Annotated in this window: 12 protein-coding genes and 1 pseudogene; 8 read left to right on the top strand and 5 right to left on the bottom strand. The window is 69.4% G+C overall.

Translation table 11 applies throughout. The annotated features are described in order from the left end of the window. The first annotated feature begins 29 nt into the window (after positions 1-29). Together OG867_RS18695 and OG867_RS18690 are read left to right on the top strand one after the other, a co-directional pair. Positions 30-1058, top strand: coding sequence for a zinc-binding dehydrogenase (locus OG867_RS18695; RefSeq protein ID WP_328900715.1), 1029 nt, complete (start codon positions 30-32; stop codon positions 1056-1058). 33 nt (positions 1059-1091) lie between these two features. Continuing rightward, a complete protein-coding gene (locus OG867_RS18690; RefSeq protein WP_406286783.1) occupies positions 1092-1943 on the top strand; it encodes an aldo/keto reductase in 852 nt (283 codons plus the stop codon). 191 nt (positions 1944-2134) lie between these two features. On the opposite strand, the gene dnaE is transcribed toward OG867_RS18690, so the two are convergent. Together dnaE and OG867_RS18680 are read right to left on the bottom strand one after the other, a co-directional pair. Beyond that, complete coding sequence (gene dnaE, locus OG867_RS18685; RefSeq protein WP_328900717.1) at positions 2135-5722, bottom strand: DNA polymerase III subunit alpha; 3588 nt, start codon at positions 5720-5722, stop codon at positions 2135-2137. Between the two features lie 216 nt (positions 5723-5938). Next, positions 5939-6439, bottom strand: a complete 501-nt coding sequence (locus tag OG867_RS18680) for a hypothetical protein (RefSeq protein ID WP_406286780.1) — start codon at positions 6437-6439, stop codon at positions 5939-5941. Between the two features lie 177 nt (positions 6440-6616). Between OG867_RS18680 and OG867_RS18675 the strand changes: the two genes are divergently transcribed. Both OG867_RS18675 and OG867_RS18670 read left to right on the top strand, forming a co-directional pair. Next, positions 6617-8710, top strand: a complete 2094-nt coding sequence (locus tag OG867_RS18675; RefSeq protein WP_328900719.1) for a restriction endonuclease — start codon at positions 6617-6619, stop codon at positions 8708-8710. A 51-nt stretch (positions 8711-8761) separates the two neighbouring features. Continuing rightward, on the top strand, positions 8762-9634 hold the full coding sequence (locus tag OG867_RS18670; RefSeq protein WP_406286777.1) for a GNAT family N-acetyltransferase: 873 nt from the start codon (positions 8762-8764) through the stop codon (positions 9632-9634). 15 nt (positions 9635-9649) lie between these two features. Here OG867_RS18670 and OG867_RS18665 read toward each other — a convergent pair whose 3' ends face one another. After that, positions 9650-11476, bottom strand: a complete 1827-nt coding sequence (locus OG867_RS18665; RefSeq protein ID WP_406286775.1) for an MFS transporter — start codon at positions 11474-11476, stop codon at positions 9650-9652. A gap of 190 nt (positions 11477-11666) precedes the next feature. Continuing rightward, positions 11667-14006 carry a serine hydrolase gene (locus tag OG867_RS18660; RefSeq protein ID WP_406286773.1) on the bottom strand — a complete coding sequence of 780 codons (2340 nt, stop codon included), beginning with the start codon at positions 14004-14006 and terminating at the stop codon, positions 11667-11669. 179 nt (positions 14007-14185) lie between these two features. Here OG867_RS18660 and OG867_RS18655 point away from each other — a divergent pair, with 179 nt between their 5' ends. The 4 genes from OG867_RS18655 to OG867_RS18640 all read left to right on the top strand — a co-directional run bounded on the left by OG867_RS18655 (position 14186) and on the right by OG867_RS18640 (position 18423). Beyond that, the gene (locus tag OG867_RS18655) at positions 14186-14908 is read left to right on the top strand and encodes a GPP34 family phosphoprotein (protein WP_328900725.1); all 723 of its coding nucleotides are present in this window, start codon (positions 14186-14188) and stop codon (positions 14906-14908) included. A gap of 241 nt (positions 14909-15149) precedes the next feature. Continuing rightward, on the top strand, positions 15150-16007 hold the full coding sequence (locus OG867_RS18650) for a helix-turn-helix domain-containing protein (RefSeq protein WP_406286771.1): 858 nt from the start codon (positions 15150-15152) through the stop codon (positions 16005-16007). A gap of 208 nt (positions 16008-16215) precedes the next feature. Beyond that, positions 16216-16416, top strand: a complete 201-nt coding sequence (locus tag OG867_RS18645) for a DUF397 domain-containing protein (RefSeq protein ID WP_328900727.1) — start codon at positions 16216-16218, stop codon at positions 16414-16416. A 429-nt stretch (positions 16417-16845) separates the two neighbouring features. Further along, positions 16846-18423, top strand: coding sequence for a sodium:solute symporter family protein (locus OG867_RS18640; protein ID WP_328900728.1), 1578 nt, complete (start codon positions 16846-16848; stop codon positions 18421-18423). On the opposite strand, the pseudogene OG867_RS18635 reads toward OG867_RS18640, so the two are convergent. Continuing rightward, positions 18411-18590, bottom strand: a pseudogene (locus OG867_RS18635) (ADP-ribosylglycohydrolase family protein); the annotation flags it as partial. The gene OG867_RS18640 and the pseudogene OG867_RS18635 sit on opposite strands and share 13 nt — an antisense overlap. Positions 18591-18603 lie beyond the last annotated feature (13 nt).

Below are 18603 nucleotides of genomic sequence, written 5' to 3'. Positions count from 1 at the left end.
ACGACCCCCGTTTGGAGCAGTAACCCCTGATGCGTGCAGCACTGATGTACGGAGCCGGCGACATCCGCGTCGAGGACCGGCCCGACCCCGAGATCGTCCGGCCCACCGACGCCGTCGTGCGCGTCCTCGCGTCCTGTGTGTGCGGCAGCGACCTGTGGCCCTACGCCTCCATGCCCGCCACCGGCACCGGCCGCCCCATGGGCCACGAGTTCCTCGGCCTCGTCGAGGACACCGGTCCGGACGTGACCGGCCTGAAGACCGGTGACCTGGTCGTCGCCCCGTTCACCTACAGCGACAACACCTGCGACTACTGCGCCAAGGGCCTGCACATCTCCTGCCGCAACGGCGGCCGGTACGGCTTCGACGGCGTCGACGGAGGCCAGGGCGAAGCCGTACGCGTCCCCTACGCCGAGGGCACCCTGGTGCGGCTGCCGGTGGCCGCCGACTCCGCGCTGCTGCCCTCGCTGCTCGCGCTCTCCGACGTGATGACCACCGGCCACCACGGCGCGGTCACCGCCGGTGTCGGCCGCGGTGATGCGGTGCTGGTCGTCGGGGACGGCGCGGTCGGCCTGTGCGCCGTGATCGCCGCGAAGCGGCTGGGCGCCGAGCGGATCGTGCTCGCCGGCCGCCACGAGACCCGCACCGGCCTGGGCCGTGAGTTCGGTGCCACCGACGTGGTCGCCGAGCGCGGCGAGGAGGCCATCGCCCGCATCCGCGAGCTGACCGGCGGCGTGGACAAGGTCATCGAGGCCGTCGGCACCCGCCAGGCCCTCGACACCGCGCTCGGGGCGGTCCTGGACGGCGGCACCATCAGCCGCCTGGGCGTCCCCCAGTACGAACAGGAACCCATCGGCCCGGCCGAGTTCATGCACAACATCACCCTGACCGGCGGCGCCAGCCCCGCCCGCGCCTACATACCCGCGCTGCTGCCCGACGTCCTGGACGGCACCATCACCCCCGGCCGCGTCTTCGACCGGACCTTCCCCCTCGACCGGGCACCGGACGCCTACCGGGCCATGGCCGACCGCCAGGTCCTCAAGGCGCTCCTCCGCCCCTGACCACCCGCCCCCACCGTGAAGGACATCTCTCTCATGCAGACCGTCACCCTCAACAACGGCGTCGAGATGCCGCTCCTGGGCTTCGGCGTCTACCAGATCCCCGCCGAGGACACCGAGCGCGCGGTCTCCGAGGCCCTGGCCGCCGGCTACCGCCTGCTGGACACCGCCGCCGCCTACGGCAACGAAGAAGCCGTCGGCCGCGCCATCGCCTCCAGCGGCATCCCGCGCGAGGACCTGTTCGTCACCACCAAGCTGTGGGTCCAGGACGCCCCCGCCCAGGACAACACCCGCCGCGCCTTCGAGACGTCCCTGAGCAGGCTCGGCCTGGACCACCTCGACATGTACCTGATGCACCAGCCCTTCGGCGACGTCTACGGCCAGTGGCGCGCCATGGAAGCCCTCAACCGCGAGGGCCTCACGAAGGCGATCGGCGTCGCCAACTTCTACCCCGACCGGCTGATCGACCTGATCATCAACAACGAGATCACCCCGCAGGTCAACCAGATCGAGACCCACCCGTTCTTCCAGCGCGCCGACTACCAGGACCTCATGCGCGAGCACCACGTGCAGATCCAGTCCTGGGGCGGCTTCGCCGAAGGCAGGAACGACCTGTTCACCAACCCGCTCCTCGCCGGGATCGGCAAGGAATACGACAAGTCCGTCGCCCAGGTCGTGCTCCGCTGGCTCACCCGGCGCGGCGTCGTCGCCATCCCCAAGTCCGTGCGCGCCGAGCGCATGGCCGAGAACTTCGACGTCTTCGACTTCGACCTCACCGACGAGCAGATGGCAGCCATCGCCACGCTCGACACCGGCAGCTCGCTGTTCTTCGACCACCACGACCCCGAGATGGTCAAGTGGCTCGCGGGGCGCCGTCTGGACAGCTGAACGCCTCACCCACCGCTCTCGCTGGCCGCGGGCGCCCTCCAGGGAATGCTTCCGCGGCAAGACCGTCCACCCGGTCACCGCCTACGCCATGCCGACACCTGAACGGAAGGTCGCGTGGCGGTCCGCAGGTTGCCGTCACAGCTCGCCGCGCCGGAATTGTTCCTCCTGGACGTGAATCTCCTCCCGACCGGTCACACGACACCGACCCAGACGTCCGCACCGAGCGTGCCCTTGATGTCGGACGCCACCTGTGTGGGATCCACCTCGAAGCCGAGGGCGTATACGACCGTCTTGCCGGGGCCGAGCACCTGGAGCCGGACCGGGCTGTCGCCCTTGTGAGCGGAAAGGATGCGCTTCAGTTCGTGAACGGTGGGTTCGTTGACCCGGTGGGAACGCAACTGAAGCCGAACCGGAGGCTTCCCACCGCTCTCTGCGGATGACACATCCAGCACCTCCAACTCCTGGCCGGCGACGCTGATCGCGCCATCACGGTCGTTGAGCCGCCCCGCAACGGACACCACACTGTCTGGAATCAAGGCGTGCTGCACCAGCGTGTACGAAGCCGGGAAGTAGAGGACCTCCATCTCTCCGTCACGGTCCGCCAGGTTGACGATCGCCCAGGCGTTTCCTTGCTTCGTCATGCGGCGGTCTACGCTCGTGATGAGCCCGGCGAGCTTCACCATGCCCTCGGTTCGGCCCGATCCGAGGAGTTCGCTGATGGTGGTGTCCCGGTGGCGGGACAAGATGTGCTCAGTGCCATCCAAGGGGTGGGCCGACACGTACATGCCGAGCATTTCCCGCTCGGTGGCGAGCAGTTGCTTGCGCGGCCACTCCGAGTCGTCGATCTTGAAGTCAAGACCGAACGCCGGGGCGTCATCGCTTCCGCCCAAGTCGCCGAAAAGATCATCCTGGCCGATCGCTGCTTGCTTCTTCACCGGGATGATGGAGTCGATGGCGTCCTCATGGACCGCGGACAGCCCCTTGCGAGAATGGCCGAGCGAGTCGAAAGAACCTCCCTTGATCAGCGATTCCACGGCCCGCTTGTTGAGGGCGCCGATGTCAGCCTTGTCGAGGAAGTCCGCGAAGGAAGTGAATTTACCCTGCGACTTTCGGGTAGCGACCAGTGACTCGATTACGTTCTCGCCAACATTGCGGATGGAGCGCAGACCGAATCGAACACTGTCGCCAATGGCGGTGAAGTTTCCGATGGACTCGTTCACATCCGGGGGCAGGACCTGGACACCCATCTTGCGTGCGTCCGCCAGGTAGATGCCCGCCTTGTCCTTGTCGTCACCCACAGATGTGAGGAGGGCAGCCATGTACTCCGCAGGAAAATTCGCCTTGAGATAGGCGGTCCAGAACGACACCAGCCCATAGCCGGCGGTGTGACTCTTGTTGAACGCGTAGCCCGAGAAGGGAAGCATGACGTCCCACAGAGCCTTGATCGACTCTTCGGAGTACCCGTTGTCCCTCATTCCGCCGTGGAACTTTTCCCACTCCGCGGCGAGTACCTCGGGCTTCTTCTTACCCATGGCCCGGCGCAGCAGGTCCGCACCGCCGAGCGTGTACCCGGCAAGTTGCCGGGCGATGGCCATGATCTGCTCCTGGTAGACGAGCAGGTGGAACGTGTTGCCGAGGATGGGCTCCAGCGCATCCTTCAGCTCGGGATGGATCGGTGCAATCTCCTGACGGCCAGTCTTGCGATGCGCGTAGTTGGTGTGCGCGTTGGCTGCCATCGGGCCTGGCCGGTACAGAGCGAGAGCTGCCGCGATGTCTTCGAACCGAGTCGGTTCCATCAGCTTCAGGAGAGTTCGCATGCCGCCACCGTCGAGCTGGAAAACACCGAAGGTGTCGCCTCGGGCCAAAAGCTTGTACGTGGTGGCGTCGTCCAGCGGGATCGGCTGATCACCGTTCTGCGGGACAGTGTCCGTGGTGATGCTGAGCCCGCGGTTTTCGCGGATATTCTGGATTGCATGGTCGATCACGCCGAGGTTTCGCAGGCCAAGAAAGTCCATCTTGACCAGCCCCATGTCCTCACAACTGGGGTAGTCGAAACCAGTGATCTTCACGCCGTCTTTGGCGCGCATGTGCAGGGGGATGCGGTCGGTGAGCCGCGTCTTGGAAAGAATAACAGCAGCCGCATGGACGCCCGTATTGCGAATCAGGCCCTCGACGCCCTTGGCACCGTCTACGACCTTCTTGACATCCAGCTCGTTCTCGTAAAGGGCTCGGATTTCTCCGGCTTCCCCGTAGCGGGGGTGCGAAGAATCGAAGATCCCGTTGATGGGAATTGATTTTCCCATCACGTCCGGCGGCAGGGCCTTCGTGATGCGCTCGCCGTGACTGAACGGGTATCCAAGAAGGCGGGACGTGTCCTTGATCGCGTTCTTGGCCTTGAGTTTTCCGAAGGTGTTCACCATGGCCGTGAACTCATCGCCGTACTTATCGACGACGTACCGCACCATGCGGTCGCGATGGCGGTCGTCGAAGTCGAGGTCGACATCCGGCGGGTTGATGCGCTCGGGGTTCAGGAACCGCTCGAACAGCAGGCCGTGTTCCAGAGGGCACAGTTCGGTGATGCGCGTGGCGTAGGCGACGATCGAACCGGTCGCCGAACCACGTCCGGGACCGACGGGAATCTTGTTGTCGCGGGCGTACTGGCAGATATCCGCGACGACGAGGAAGTAGCTGCTGAAGCCCATCGGACCGATGACCTTCATCTCGGTCTCGAACCGATCCATGACGTGATCGGGAACAGGAGAGCCGTAGCGCATTTCCAGACCCTTGATGCACTCACGGCGCAGGTAGGTCTCCTGGGTCTCGCCCTCCGGGACCTCCGGGTACTGCGGCATCTCGTCTTCTGGCGCGAAGACCTCTTCGTACGACTCGATGCGCTCCGCGATCAGCAGCGTGTTGTCGCACGCCTCGGGGATCTCCGAGAAGAGCTGCCGCATCTGAGCGGCCGTCTTCAGGTAGTAGCCGCTTCCGTTGAACCGGAACCGCCCCGGGTCGTCCTTGTTCTTGCCTACGCCGATGCACAGGAGGTTGTCGTGGGCGTCGGCGTGCTCCTCCAGGACGTAGTGGGCGTCGTTGGTGGCCAGCAGCGGGATGTCCAGGTCCTTGGCCAGCCGGAGAAGATCCGCCCGGACGTTGCGCTCCAGGTCCAGGCCGTGGTCCATCAGCTCCAGGAAGTAGTTCTCCTTGCCCAGGATGTCCTGGTAGGAGGCCGCCACCTCCCGTGCTTCGTCGTACTGGTTCAGCCGCAGGCGGGTCTGGATCGCCCCGGACGGGCAACCGGTCGTACCGATGATCCCCTCGGCATGCTCGGAGATCAGCTCCATGTCCATCCGAGGCTTGCCCGCGGGGAACTGCCCCGTGTAGCTGGCCTCAGTCGACAGGAAGAAGAGGTTCCGCAGCCCTTGGACGTTCCGTGCCCACATGGTCATATGGGTGAACCGGCCACCGCCTGAGACGTCCTTCGAACCCTCGCCATCGTCAGACATGGCCCTGACACCGCCGGGGCCCCAGAACTCCTGCTTACGGTTACGGCGCGAGGAAGGGGCGACGTACGCCTCGATGCCGATGATGGGCTTCACGCCATCAAAGCCCTTGGCCACCTGCTGGAACTCATACGCACCGAACATGTTTCCGTGATCGGACATCGCGATCGCCGGCATCTCCTGCCGGGCGACCTCCTCGAACATCGGCTTGAGCCGCTGGGCCCCGTCGAGCATCGAGTATTCGGTGTGATTGTGCAGGTGAACGAAGGAATCAGGCACCGGGTGCGCACCTCCAAGGGGGGACTGGGAAGACCCCAGTTTATCTCCGGAGCGGCGCCCGTCAGGTGCTCGCATCCTCGCTCCGACGCGGATCGAAGCAAGCGGAAACGATGACCTCGTCGTATGACCGAAAGTCGCCGCCTCGATCCCGTGGGTAGTGCGCGGCGTTGCTCCTGCGTGTCGACGGTCACGTAGTTCCCGACGGCTCCGGACCGGTCACGGTCTGGGGCTGTTCGCGTTCCGGGGCTGCTCCGAGCGGCGGCGGACCGCTCCGAGGAGGCGGCGCATGCCCAGGGCGTGGCCGCCTGTGGTGATGACCAGGTGGCGGTACGTGGTGCCGGGCACGCCGGGGAACGTGGCTCGGCTTTCCGCGCGTAGGCGGGAGCGGGTGGGGGTCAGCTCGTCCAGGCGGAAGGTCAGGGTGTACGCCGAGAAGCGGTGGCGGCCCGACAGGGTCAGTTCGTGGGGGCGGGTGGCGGCCGTTACCCGGAAGCCGGGGAGTGTCGAGCCCTCCGTCAGGGGGCGGGGGCCCGAGGCCGTACGGTCGGAGGCGCCGACCAGGTGGGCGTAGGCGGTCGCGCCCCGGCCCGCGAAGGAGTGGTCCAGGGTCTCGCTCAGGGCGTGCCAGACGGTCTCGGCCGCCGCTTCGATGACCGTCTCGTGCTCGTCGATGTACGGCAACGGAGCGAGCGGCATCAGAGCCTCCAAGAGGTCCACGCGAGGGATGGGGTCATCCTCGCACCTTCGACTTCCCCAACTTCCCCCCAAACCCTGCCAACTTCATGGGCCTCGGGTTCGTTGCGGACTAAAGTTGTTCCCTCACTGCTGGTTAAGGGGCCGGGGCTCGCCGTGCGTACGTACGTGTGCCGTCCTGGTGGGGAGGGCCTGGGCGGGATGAGTCGTCGCTCCAATGGGTTGGTCGCCGTATGGGCCGAGGCGCAGCGGCAGCAGCAGCGCCAGCAGGAGGCGCAAGCCCGGTATCAGCGGGATCAGGAGCGGGCGCACCTCGCGTATCAGCGCGAGGTCGCCCGGAGTCAGCGCGAGCAGAAGGCCGCCTACCGGGAGCAGCGTGAGGCCGAGGCGCGGCGGCGTACCCGGGAGCTGGATGCCCGGGTCGAGGCGTTGCAGGGGCTGCTGGCGGCCGGGTGCCGGGCGCCGGCGTTCCGGGCCTCGGCGCTGACGCGGGCGGAGGAGGTCGAGCCGTTCGCGCCGGGGCCGCTGGCGCACCCCGTACCCATGCCCGACCCCGCACGGTACGAGGCACAGGGCGGCGGGTGGACCGCCGGGCGGCGGGCCCAGGCGCAGGCCGAGGCGCGGGCCCGGTTCGAGCAGGACCGGCGGGCGGCGCAGGCGGCCGAGGCGCAGCGGCAGGCGCAGTTCGCGGGCTACCAGCGGCAGTACCGGCAGTGGGCGGACGCGCGGCTGGCGGAGATCCGGCTCCACAACGCCGGGATCGCGGAGATGACCGCCGGACTGCGCGCCGGGGACGCCGAGGCGGCCGTGGAGTACTTCTCCGCTGCGCTCTACGCCTCCACCGGCTGGCCCGACGAGCTGCCCCGGCAGGTGGCGGCGGCGTACGACTCGGGCGCGCGGCAGCTGGTGCTCAACTGGGAGCTGCCCCGGTACGACGTCGTCCCCGAGGCGAAGTCCGTCCGGTACATGATCAACGCGGACCAGGAGAAGGAGTCGCCCCGGCCGGTGACGCAGCGCCGGGCCCTGTACCGGGACGTGCTCGCCCAGTGCCTGCTGCTCGTCCTGCGCGACCTCTTCGCCGCCGACGAGTTCGGGGCCCTGGAGTCGGTCGCGCTGAACGGCTTCGTGGACGACCACGACCCGGCGACCGGGCGGCGGATGCCCATGTTCCTCGGCACGGTCATGGCGACGCGGGCGGACTTCGCCGGGCTGCACCTGGAGCAGGTGAACGCGGTGAACTGCCTGGTGGACGGGTTGCGCGGGCAGCTGTCCACGCGCCCCGACCAGTACGCGGCGGTGCGGCCCGGGCGGGTCCCCGAGGATGTCGGCAACGGGGTCGTGACGCACGGCGGCGACGAGGAGCCGGACCTGTACGAGATGGACCCGCTCGCCTTCGAGGCGCTGGTCGCCGAGCTCTTCCGGGCCATGGGCATGCAGGCCGTCACCACACAGCGTTCCAACGACGGCGGCGTCGACGTCGACGCGCTGGACCCGGCCCCGATACGCGGCGGCAAGATCGTCGTCCAGGTCAAGCGCTACCGCAACACCGTGCCGCCGACGGCGGTCCGCGATCTGTACGGGACGGTCCAGGACGCCGGCGCCAACAAGGGTGTCCTGGTCACCACCTCCACGTTCGGCCCCGGCTCGCACACCTTCGCCAACGGCAAGCCGCTGGAGCTGGTCCCGGGCTCCGAACTGGTCGACCTGCTGCACCGGCACGGGCTGCGCGGGCGGCTGGGCGGCGGCGGGGAGCGATCGGTCCCGGCCCAGCGGACCGCACCGGAGAGCCGCGACGACGAGACCCGGAACGACGACCACAACGTGCTCGGCATGTACTGGTCCGGCTCCGTCGCCCTGGACGTCTGCGCGCTCGTCTGCCAGGGCGACCGCGTGCTGGACGACGACCACTTCGTGTTCTTCAACAACCCGCGCACCCCGGACGGTTCGGTCCGCGCGCTGATCCCCGTGGCGCCCGACAAGGCCGCGATCCGGGTCGGGTTCGACGCGCTCCCGGCGCGTGCGGACCGGCTGGTGGTCATCGCCTCGATCGACCCCGTCGCCAACCCCGACGCCGACCTGTCCGGCTTCACGGACGCCGGAATCCGGCTGCTCGACGCCGAGCGGACCCCGCTCGACCAGCTGGACGTCTCGGACGGCCGGCCGGGCGAGACCGCGCTCGTCCTGGGCTCGTTCCGCCGACGGGCCAACGGGGACTGGGAGTTCGTCACCGGCGGCAAGGGGTACCGGGGCGGTCTTGAGGAGTTGGTGACGGAGTACGGGATCGACGTCGAGTAGGCAGCCGGAAAACCGTAGGCGCTGCCCCGCTCCGTCGCGGGAGGATGCGCCATGGATACCTCACCCTGGCTTCGCGTGCCCGACGTTCGTTCCTTCCTCGCCCGCGCCGGGCACTTCCTGCGGTCGCGGCCCGCTCTGCACACCGTGACCCTGACCGTGTGCGAGGGGCTGCGCGCGCGGGGACCGCAGGTGTACGGGGACGAGGCACCCGTCTTCGGAGTGCTGGAGCGGGACGGCGAGGTGCGCGCCGCGTACTTCCGGACCCCGCCCTACCGGCTGATCGTCACGCCCCTCACGCCCGAGGAGGCCGGTTCGCTGACCGAGCATCTGCGCGCCGCGGGCGACCCCGTCCCCGGGGTCAACGCGGACGAGGCGACCGCCGCCGCGTTCGCCGGGGCATGGCGGGCGCGTACGGGGGAAGAGCCCCGGCTGCACGAGCGGCTGCGGCTCTACCGGCTCGGGGAGCTCCGGTGGCCCGAGCCGGCGCCGGAGGGGCGCGGCCGGATCGCGGAGGCGCGGGACCGGGAGCTGGTCGCGCGGTGGTACGAGGAGTTCGTGCGGGCCGTCGGAGGCGCCGGCCACCGGGACGCCGGGGCCTGGGCCGACGCGCGGATCGCCGACCGCCGGGTCACCCTCTGGGAGACCCCGGACGGCGTCGCCGTCTCCATGGCGGCGCTCACGCCCCAGGTCGCCGGGCAGATCCGGGTCGGCCCCGTCTACACCCCGGCCGAGCTGCGGGGCCGGGGTTTCGGGGCCGCCGCGACCGCCCACGCCTCCCGGGCCGCGCTCGCCGAGGGCGCGGCGGAGGTGCTGCTCTTCGCGGACCTCGCCAACCCCACCAGCAACGGCGTGTACCAGCGCGTCGGCTACCGGCCCGTGACGGACTTCGCGGTGTACGAGCTCGCGGGGGCGGGGCCGGCTTGAATCAGCCGGCGTCCGTCACCGCAGCTCGTCCGGGCACGGCGTGCCCGGCGGGAGCTGGTACGGGGCGCCGAGGCGGTACGTGCCGGGGCGCGGGGCGAGGAGTTCCGTCCACTCGTCGCCGTCCTCGTCCTCGTCCATCTTGATCAGGCAGCCGTGCTCGTTGACGAAGGTCTTCGGGGTGCTCTCGTCCGCCCGCTGCTTGGACGCCTCGGTCTCCTGGGGGCGTTCCACGCCGTTGCCGTCCTCGTCCAGGACGGCGAGCCAGCGCGAGTAGGGGACCCGGATCAGGACCCGGCCCGCCTTCTTGACGTGGATCGTCAGCTCGCCCTCGCCCGCGCGCTCCACCGTGGCGGGCGGGTCGGCCAGCGGGACGGGGCTGTCCACCTCGAAGAGCCGCCAGTCCTTGTTGGACCAGATCAGCTTCAGGTAGGAGAGGCCCTTGCCGACGAGTTCGGCCTCCTTGCGGGCGCCGCTGTAGTCGGGTTCGCCCTGCGGCAGCACCACGTAGTGCACCGCCCAGCGGTCGAGCCACTGGCGGTAGTTGATGGCGTCCAGGGTGTCGTCGTAGAAGAGCGGGTTCCGCTTCATGTCGGCCTGGCGGTTCCAGCCCCGGGCCAGGTTGACGGAGCGCGGGAGCGCGGACGCCTCGCGGTGGCTGCTCGGCGGGACGACCTCGACCCGGCCGCGTTCGGCGCCGACCTTCTGGAGCTGGTTGACGAGGGGGGCCAGCGAGCGGGTCCAGGAGGCGGTGGGGGCGGTCCTGACGATGTCGTCCACGCCCTTGAAGCCGATCCAGACGTTCAGCGAGACGAACGCGATGACCAGCGCGTACCACCGCCGCGAGCGGGGCGCGGTGTACGGCAGGGCGGCCAGCAGGGCGATGCCCGCGTACAGCATCGCCATCCGCGAGATGTTGGAGCCGATCTGCGAGTCCACGGCGTACGTCGCCAGCGTCCCGGTCCCGTACACGGCCGACGCCACGCGGACCGTCTTCCAGTCGGGCGGTACGAGGAAGAAGACGAGCCACGCGAAGATGAACGGCCCGGACAGCGTCGCGACGGACATCGGCTGGGTGCCGGAGAACGGGAACAGCACGGCGGACAGCGCGACCACCACGACGGGCGCCAGGCCCAGTGCGTACGCGCCGGGGCGCCGCTTGTTCAGGAACAGCGCGGCCGCGACGACGCCGAGGAAGAGGCCCGCCACGGGGCTCCCGGCCGTCGCGAGTCCGGCGAGCGGGGCGGCGACGGCCGCCTTCGCCCACCGCTTGTAGCGCCACCGGTACGGCCAGCAGAACACGGCCGCCGCCGCGCCGACGGCGAACATCATGCCGAGCCCGAACGTCACCCGGCCCGACAGCGCGTTGCACAGGTACGCGAAGACGCCCGCCATCGAGCAGGCCAGGGGGTTACGGACCGCCTTGACCCGGTACAGGATCAGCGAGGTGAGCCCGGCCGAGACCGTGCCGACGATCATCATCGTCGTCCGCACGCCGAGCAGGGACATCAGATACGGCGAGACGACGCTGTACGAGACGGGGTGCATGCCCCCGTACCAGGCGAGGTTGTACGCCGTGCCCGGGTGCCGGCCGACGAACTCGGCCCAGGCGTCCTGGGCCGCGATGTCGCCGCCGCTGTTGGCGAAGAAGAGGAACCACAGGATGTGGGCGACCGCGGCGACCGCGGTCGTCAGCAGGACCGGGTGGCGCAGGCAGCGCTGCTTCAGACCGTCGAACGGGCCGGGCGTCCGAGGGGCCTCCTCGCCGTCGCTCCGGCGCTTCGCCTGCGCGGGGTCCGTGCCGGTGGTGTCGACGTCCGCCCGTGTCGGCTCGGCAGTGGTCACTGCGTCTCTCCCCGTCCCTTCCCGGACGCGTGGTGTCGGCCGGCTCTCCTGCTCGGGTCTCATGGGCCGAAAGACGCGCTCCGGGGCCCGCGCGTTGCCCCCGGGACGCTAACACGCGGGGCCTTTCCGGCGTACGGGAAAGCGGTGGGGGCGGAGGGGGCGCCGCGTGGGCGCTCCCCTCCGTGTGTCCTCAGCCGATACGGGTCAGCTTGTCGCCGAACGACGGCTTCGCGAGGTCGCTCCGGAGGGCGACCGCGACCTTCACCTGGCTGCGGCCCTCGCCCACGGTGAGCGTGCCGACATGCGTACCGGCGACCGCCTCGTGCGGGATCGCCTTGCCGTCGTCGGTGAGTTCCAGCTTGACCGTGAGGCCGGACCAGCCGACCGCCTTGACGTCCTTCGTCGCTACGACGGGGGTGGTGTGGCCCATGCCGTCGTCCACCTCACCGACGACGTCGCCCTTCCTGACAATCGTGGCGCCCTTCAGCAGGTCCAGTGTGGCCACCATCACCTGCTTGCTGACCCGGTTCACCTCGTCGATGATCGAGTGGTCGTCGTACTGCCCCAGGATCGCGCCGACGATCAGCTGGTCGGTGCCGTCGATCATCTTGTGCGCCGCGAAGAGCAGGTTGCCGCCGGCCTTGGAGGTGGAGCCGGTCTTGATGCCCAGGGCGCCGTCGTACGGCACGAGGGTGTTGTAGTTCCGCCACGTGTGACCCGAGGGGTCCTTCCACTCCGGCAGCCTGGTGATGTCCATCAGCGCCGGGAACTCGACCAGCTTCTCGCCGAGCTTCACCAGGTCCTCGGCGGTGGAGACCGTGGAGGCGGTCAGCCCGGAGGGGTCGGTGTACGTGGTGTTCTTCATGCCCAGCTCGTCGGCGGTGGCGTTCATCTTCGCGACGAACGCCTTCTCCGAGCCCGCCTCCCAGCGGGCCAGCAGGCGGGCGATGTTGTTGGCCGAGGGGATCATGATCGCGGCGAGCGCGTCACGCTCGGTGAGGACTTCGCCCTCCTTGACCGTGTTCAGCGTGGACTCGCCCTCGGTGTAGAGCTTGCCGTCCGCCTCCGCCTTGGCGTCGATCTTGATGTCCGGGCCGTTCTCGCCGCGCTTGAGCGGGTGGCTCTTGAGGACGAGGTACGCGGTCATCGCCTTGGCGACGCTCGCGATCGGCACGGGCTTCTGGTCGCCGAACGAGTCGACCTTGCCGAGGCCGGTGGCCGCCATGTAGCCCTGGCCCTGGTCGGGCCACGGCAGCTTCGGGGCGCCGCCCTCGAAGCCGTACGTCGACTTCGCCGTCATCGCCAGCGAGGGGTCCGGAAGCGGGCGCACCATCTGCGCGATCGCAAACGCGATGAGCAGCAGGATGACCAGCGGTGTCCAGATCTTGACCCTGCGCACCGCGGTGCGGACCGGGGTCTCCGGCGGCGGCGGGGTGTTCGTCAGCTCGGCGAGCAGGTCGAGCGGCGGCCTCGGCGGCATCGGCTGCTGCCGGGTCCGCTCGGCACCGCTGAGGGCCGCGGGCGGCCCGGCGACGGGGCTCTCGGGCTTGCGCGGCGCGGGCGCCTGCCGCACGTCGTCGGAGCGCAGCGGTACGAACCGGCTGGTGCGCTCGGCGAGCGACTCGGCCTCGGCGGTGAGCGGCTGCCCCGACGGTGACCTGGTGATCTTCAGCGCGGTGGTCGGCTGGTCGACCTTGGGCAGCCGGGGGGCCTTGAAGACGGCGGTGGGCTGATCGACGGGCGCGTCCGCCTCGGCGGCGGGGGTCTCCTCGTCCGGGGCGTCGTCGCCGGCCGGCGCTTCCGCCTCGTCGGGCTCGGTGGTGGCCGATTCGTTCCTGCCGGTGGCCGACTCGTCCTCGGCCGGTTCCTTCGCGTCGGCGACGGGCGCCTTCGGCTCGGCGGCGGGCTCGGGCTTCGCGGCGGGCTCGGCCTCCGGCTTCGCGGCAGCCTCGGGCTCAGCTTCCGGCTTCTCGGGGGCTTCCGGCTTCTCGTCCGGCTCGGGGGCCGGGTCCTCGTCGGGGGAATCGGTTACGCGGGGCTCCTCCGGGGCGTCGGCCTCGCCGGTGTCCTCGTCGCCGTCATCGGCGGTCGAGACCCAGGCGGCCACGGCCGCCCGCAGGCGCGCGTCACCCTCCTCGGGCTCCGGCTCGCCGCCCTCCGCGTCCTCAGCGGTCTCGGGAGCGTCCGAAGCCTCCTCCGGGGCATCCGGCGCCGTCTCCGGCTCCTCAGCGGCCCTCAGAGCGCTCTCAGCGCCCTCGGTGGCCGTATCCGCGTCCCCGTCCGGGTCCTCCGCCGGGCTCGCGGCGCTCTCGGCGGCCTCCGGGGCCTCGCCGGGCTCCCCGGCGGCATCGCTGGGCGCCGGGTCCTCGCCCGTACCGGCCGAGCCGGCATCCGTACCGGCCGAGCCGGCATCCGGTCCCGGGTCACGGAAGACGCCGAGGCGCGGATCGCGCTCGTCGCGAGTCGTTCCCGACGACTGCTGCTGCTCCGACTTGTCGGGGGACTCGCCCGCCACCGATGCCTCCTCCATGCGGCGCGGGGAACCACCCGCGCTGTCCGAACCATCTACCAGTGTCCCGTGTGAACCCTTGGCCGGGCTGCTAGACGAGAACGACATACCTACTGGTTCCCGTACAAAGCCACCAGGCACCCTCGACAGGAAGATGTGAGAGGGGTCACCCTGTCACTCATCCACGCGGGGAGGCTTGGATGGGCAGGAGCCGCAGAACAATTCCGGAGGAGCTTCTGCTGCTCGCTCTGGACCCGACCACGGGTACCACAGCGCAGCCGCAGTCGCTCGACCTCGGCCTCGCCGGAGCCCAGCTAGTAGAGCTGGCCCTGGCAGGACGGATAGCCCCAGACGGGGATCGTATCGCCGTGGTGATGCCACGGCCGACAGGAGATCCGACCCTGGACTCCGCACTGGAACTGCTGCGCAGGCGCGGCAGTCCGGTACGGGCGGTCCACTGGATCGGCGGACCCCGGCTGGGGCTCCGCCAGATTTACCTCGCTCATCTGGAGCGGTGCGGCATGGTGCATGCCGTCGAAGGCCAGATGTGCGGAGTGCTGCCGACGACTCGCTACCAGGCGACGGACACGGCGATCAGCCGGGACATCAGGTCCAGGCTGGACAGTGCGATCCGCACCGGCGTACCGCCGGACCCGCGGACCGCGGCGCTCGCCGCACTGGCCCACGCGGTCGGACTCGGCAAGCACCTGTACCCCGGGAACGAGGGGCGTTCATCGCGCTCCCGGCTCCGGGACCTGATCAGGCACGACCCGATGGGCGGCCTCGTGGCGCATGCCGTGATGGACGTCCAGAACGGGGCGGTCGCACAGCCGCGCCGCGCTCAGGCGGCCGGCGTCCCGTTGCAACCGCAAGTGCCGTCGCCCGCACGGCGCGGCAGCATGGCGCACACCGCGGCCCACTAGGACCGCGTCCGCACCACGCAGCACCACCATCACCACCTGTACCACCGTGTCAACAACCGAACACAGCCGCACCGTTGTCATCCAGACCCGGTCCGGGAGCCGCACCAAGGCGCGGGGCAGTCGATACCACCGACTGCCCCGCGCCGCTGTGTGTGGCCGTTTCCCAGCGCGGCCGGGTCCGGGGGTGGCAATCTGCTCAGCAGTAGATACGCACAGCTACATAGCCGGAGGTGCCGTTTCCGTGCCGTCCAACGTCAATCCCACCGTCAGGCGACGCCGGTTGGGTCAGGAATTGCGCCGACTGCGCGAGGTCAAGGGAATGACCGCCGAGGAGGTGGCGGAGCGGCTGCTGGTCTCGCAGTCGAAGATCAGCCGCCTGGAGAACGGCCGCCGTTCCATCAGCCAGCGCGACGTCCGCGATCTCTGCGGGGTGTACGAGGTCGAGGACCGCCGTGTGGTCGAATCGCTGATGCAGATGGCCAAGGACTCGCGCCAGCAGGGCTGGTGGCACGCGTTCGGGGACATCCCGTACAGCGTGTACATCGGTCTGGAGACCGACGCCGCTTCCCTGCGGGTGTACGAGTCGCTGATCGTCCCGGGCCTGTTGCAGACGCGGGAGTACGCGCAGGCGGCGATCGAGGGCATGTGGCCGGAGGCCACGCCCACCGAGATCGACAAGCGCATCCAGATCCGCATCAAGCGCCAGGACCGGCTGACCGATCCGGTCGAACCACTGCGGTTCTGGGCCGTGATCGACGAGGCCGTGCTGCGCCGCGTCGTGGGCGACCCGCAGATCATGGCGGACCAGTTGAGGCATCTGGCGGAGCTGAGCCAGCTGCCCCACGTGACGCTCCAGGTCCTGCCGTACACCGTCGGGGCGCACCCGGGGATGTACGGGAGCTACACGATCCTGGAATTCCAGGAGGACATGGACGCGAGCGTCGTCTATCTCGAAGGCATCACCAGCGACCTGTATCTGGAAAAGGCGCCCGACGTTCAGAGTTATGCCGTGATGTACGAACATCTGCGCGCGAAGGCGCTCAGCGCGGAGCAGTCCCGCGCGTACATTCTCCAGGCGGCGGAGAACTGCGGAGCGTGACGATTTCCGCGCCCGCCACGGGAATTCCCGGGGCGGCGCGGAAGGTACACCTCCGCCAGGTTGTGCCGGAAGACCGCCAAGGCGTAAGTCATCCGAACGAGTGAACGCCGCTCACGGCCGATGATGTTGCGGCGTAGCGTCCTCACAAGTCGCTGGGCGCAGCGGCTGGGCGCACCGCCCAACGACCGGCACAACCATCGGAGTCATTATGGCGATTCGGCAGAACGCACTGACTGAGTGGACCAAGTCCTCCTATTCCGCGAATGGGAACTGCGTGGAGGTCAAGGCGGCGGAGCGTCACGCGCTGCTGGTCCGCGACTCGAAGAGCGTGAGCAGCGGGGTCCTCGACTTCTCCGCGAAGACCTGGTCGGCGTTCGTCCTGGACGTCTCGCGCACCGCCGGGTTCTGAGACCGCGCGACCCGGCCGCGCGCTCGCGCCGCGGCCCGCACCAGGCCCTCTCGACCGGCCCGCCGTCCTGGCCGAGAGGGCTTTCGCCGTTTCCGGGCCGGATTCTCTGGCAGTTCCCCTCCTTCTCGACCGCACGGGACCCGCATCCCGTGCGGTCTTCTTCGTGCTTCCTGCGCTCACAACCTGGCGAAGCGCCCGCTCATCGTGTGGCCGCCGTCACGTTCGCGACAACGCTTTCGTGGGTCAAGAACGAGCAAAATCGTTCCTCTTGCTGATCTCCGTTCACATCTATGACCGGAAGAGTCCTTGACCCGGGTAGCGCACAGGCGGTTCAATCCCCGAAGTCCCCGCTCCCGCACGGGGCGCCGCTGAGCGGCCGTACTGGCGAAGTGCGCCCCCGTTCACAAGGCGGACCCCGGGAGGGGACAGATGAACAGTCTCGACTGGGTCGTGCTCATCGCCTACTTCGGCGTGATGATCGCGATCGGGCTCTGGTCCCACAAGCGTGTCGACAACGTCAGCGACTTCTTCACGGCGGGCGGCCGGATGCCCTGGTGGCTGTCCGGCATCTCGCACCACATGTCGGGGTACAGCGCCGTGATGTTCACGGGCTACGCCGGCATCGCGTACCAGTACGGCGTCACCTCCTTCGTGACCTGGTCGCTGCCGATCGCCATCGGTGTCGGCATCGGCGCGAAGCTGTTCGCGCCCCGGCTCAACCGGATGCGCTCGCGGCTGCACGTGGCCTCGCCGCTGGAATACCTCAAGAACCGCTACAACGTGCCGACCCAGCAGGCGCTGGCCTGGTCGGGGCTGCTGCTGAAGATCGTGGACGTCGGCGCCAAGTGGGCCGCCATCGCGACCCTGTTGTCCGTGTTCACCGGGATCACCCTCACCCAGGGCATCTTCATCACCGGGATCATCACGGCCGTCTACTGCACGGTCGGCGGCCTCTGGGCCGACGCGCTCACCGAACTGGGGCAGTTCGTCATCCAGTTGCTCGCCGGGCTCGCCATGCTCATCACCGTCATGCGCGAGCTGGACGGCTTCAGCACCCTGTGGACGGTCTGGGACAAGCTGCCCGAGGGCCACGCGGAGCCGACGGCCGGCCCGTACACCGTGACGTTCCTGCTGGCGTTCCTGTTCATCAAGACCTTCGAGTACAACGGCGGCATGTGGAACCAGGCCCAGCGCTACATGGCCACGGACTCCGCCGCCTCCGCGACCCGTTCGGCGCGGCTCTCCGCCATCCTGTGGCTGGTGTGGCCGACGGTCCTGTTCTTCCCGATGTGGTGCGCCCCGCTGCTGGTCCACGCCGAGAAGCCGGACGCCTCCGACAGCTACGCGCTGATGACCGAACAGCTGCTGCCGCACGGGCTGCTGGGCCTGGTCGTCGTCGGGTTCTTCTCGCACACGATGGCCATGTGCTCCTCCGACGCCAACGCGATCTCCGCCGTCTTCACCCGGGACATCGCCCCGGTCTTCTCCAAGGCCGCCCGCGAGTGGAGCAGCCGGGCCGGGCTGCTGGCCGCGCGCCTGTCCACGCTGGGCTTCCTCGGCCTGTCGATGGCGCTGGCGACGCAGATCAACTCGCCGACGTTCAAGGACATCATCTCCGTCGTCATCAAGTGGGTCGCGGGGCTGATGGGCCCGATCGCGATCCCGTTCATGCTGGGGCTGCTACGCGGCTTCCGTAAGTCGGGTCCGACGGCGGCGCTCACCAGCTGGGCGGCGGGGCTGCTGGCGTTCTTCTTCACCAACTACGACCTGGACGGCTCGGTGAAGGAGGGGGTGGCGCTCCAGTACCAGGTGGCGCTGCCGCTGGCGGTCTCGCTGGTGCTGTACGTGGTGATCGGCTTCGTACGCCCGGAGGACACCCCGGAACGCGACGCGCTGATCGAGCTGATCAACACGGACGGCGACGGCCCCGGGGTGCCCGCCCAGGCCGGTCCCGGCGAGGACGCCATCGCCACCGAGGGCACGAAGGGAGACGGTCAGCGCGGGTAGCGGGCCGGCCGGCCCGGGGCGGCGGTCGCAGGGCTGTGCAGGGCGGGCCCCTGGGTCATCTCCATGGCGAAGTCGTCGGCGAGTTCGAGGAGGGTGGCCCGCCCCTCCAGCTCGGCGAGCCAGGCCGGGGGCAGCGCGGTCTCCCCGTGCATCGCGCCCAGCAGCGCCTTGGCAGTGAGT

The organism is Streptomyces sp. NBC_00209 (genome assembly GCF_045206345.1).
In the GTDB taxonomy this organism is placed as follows: Bacteria; Actinomycetota; Actinomycetes; order Streptomycetales; family Streptomycetaceae; genus Streptomyces.
The sequence above is the reverse complement of the archived record's forward strand: the minus strand, read 5'-3'. Positions and strand labels throughout refer to the sequence as shown.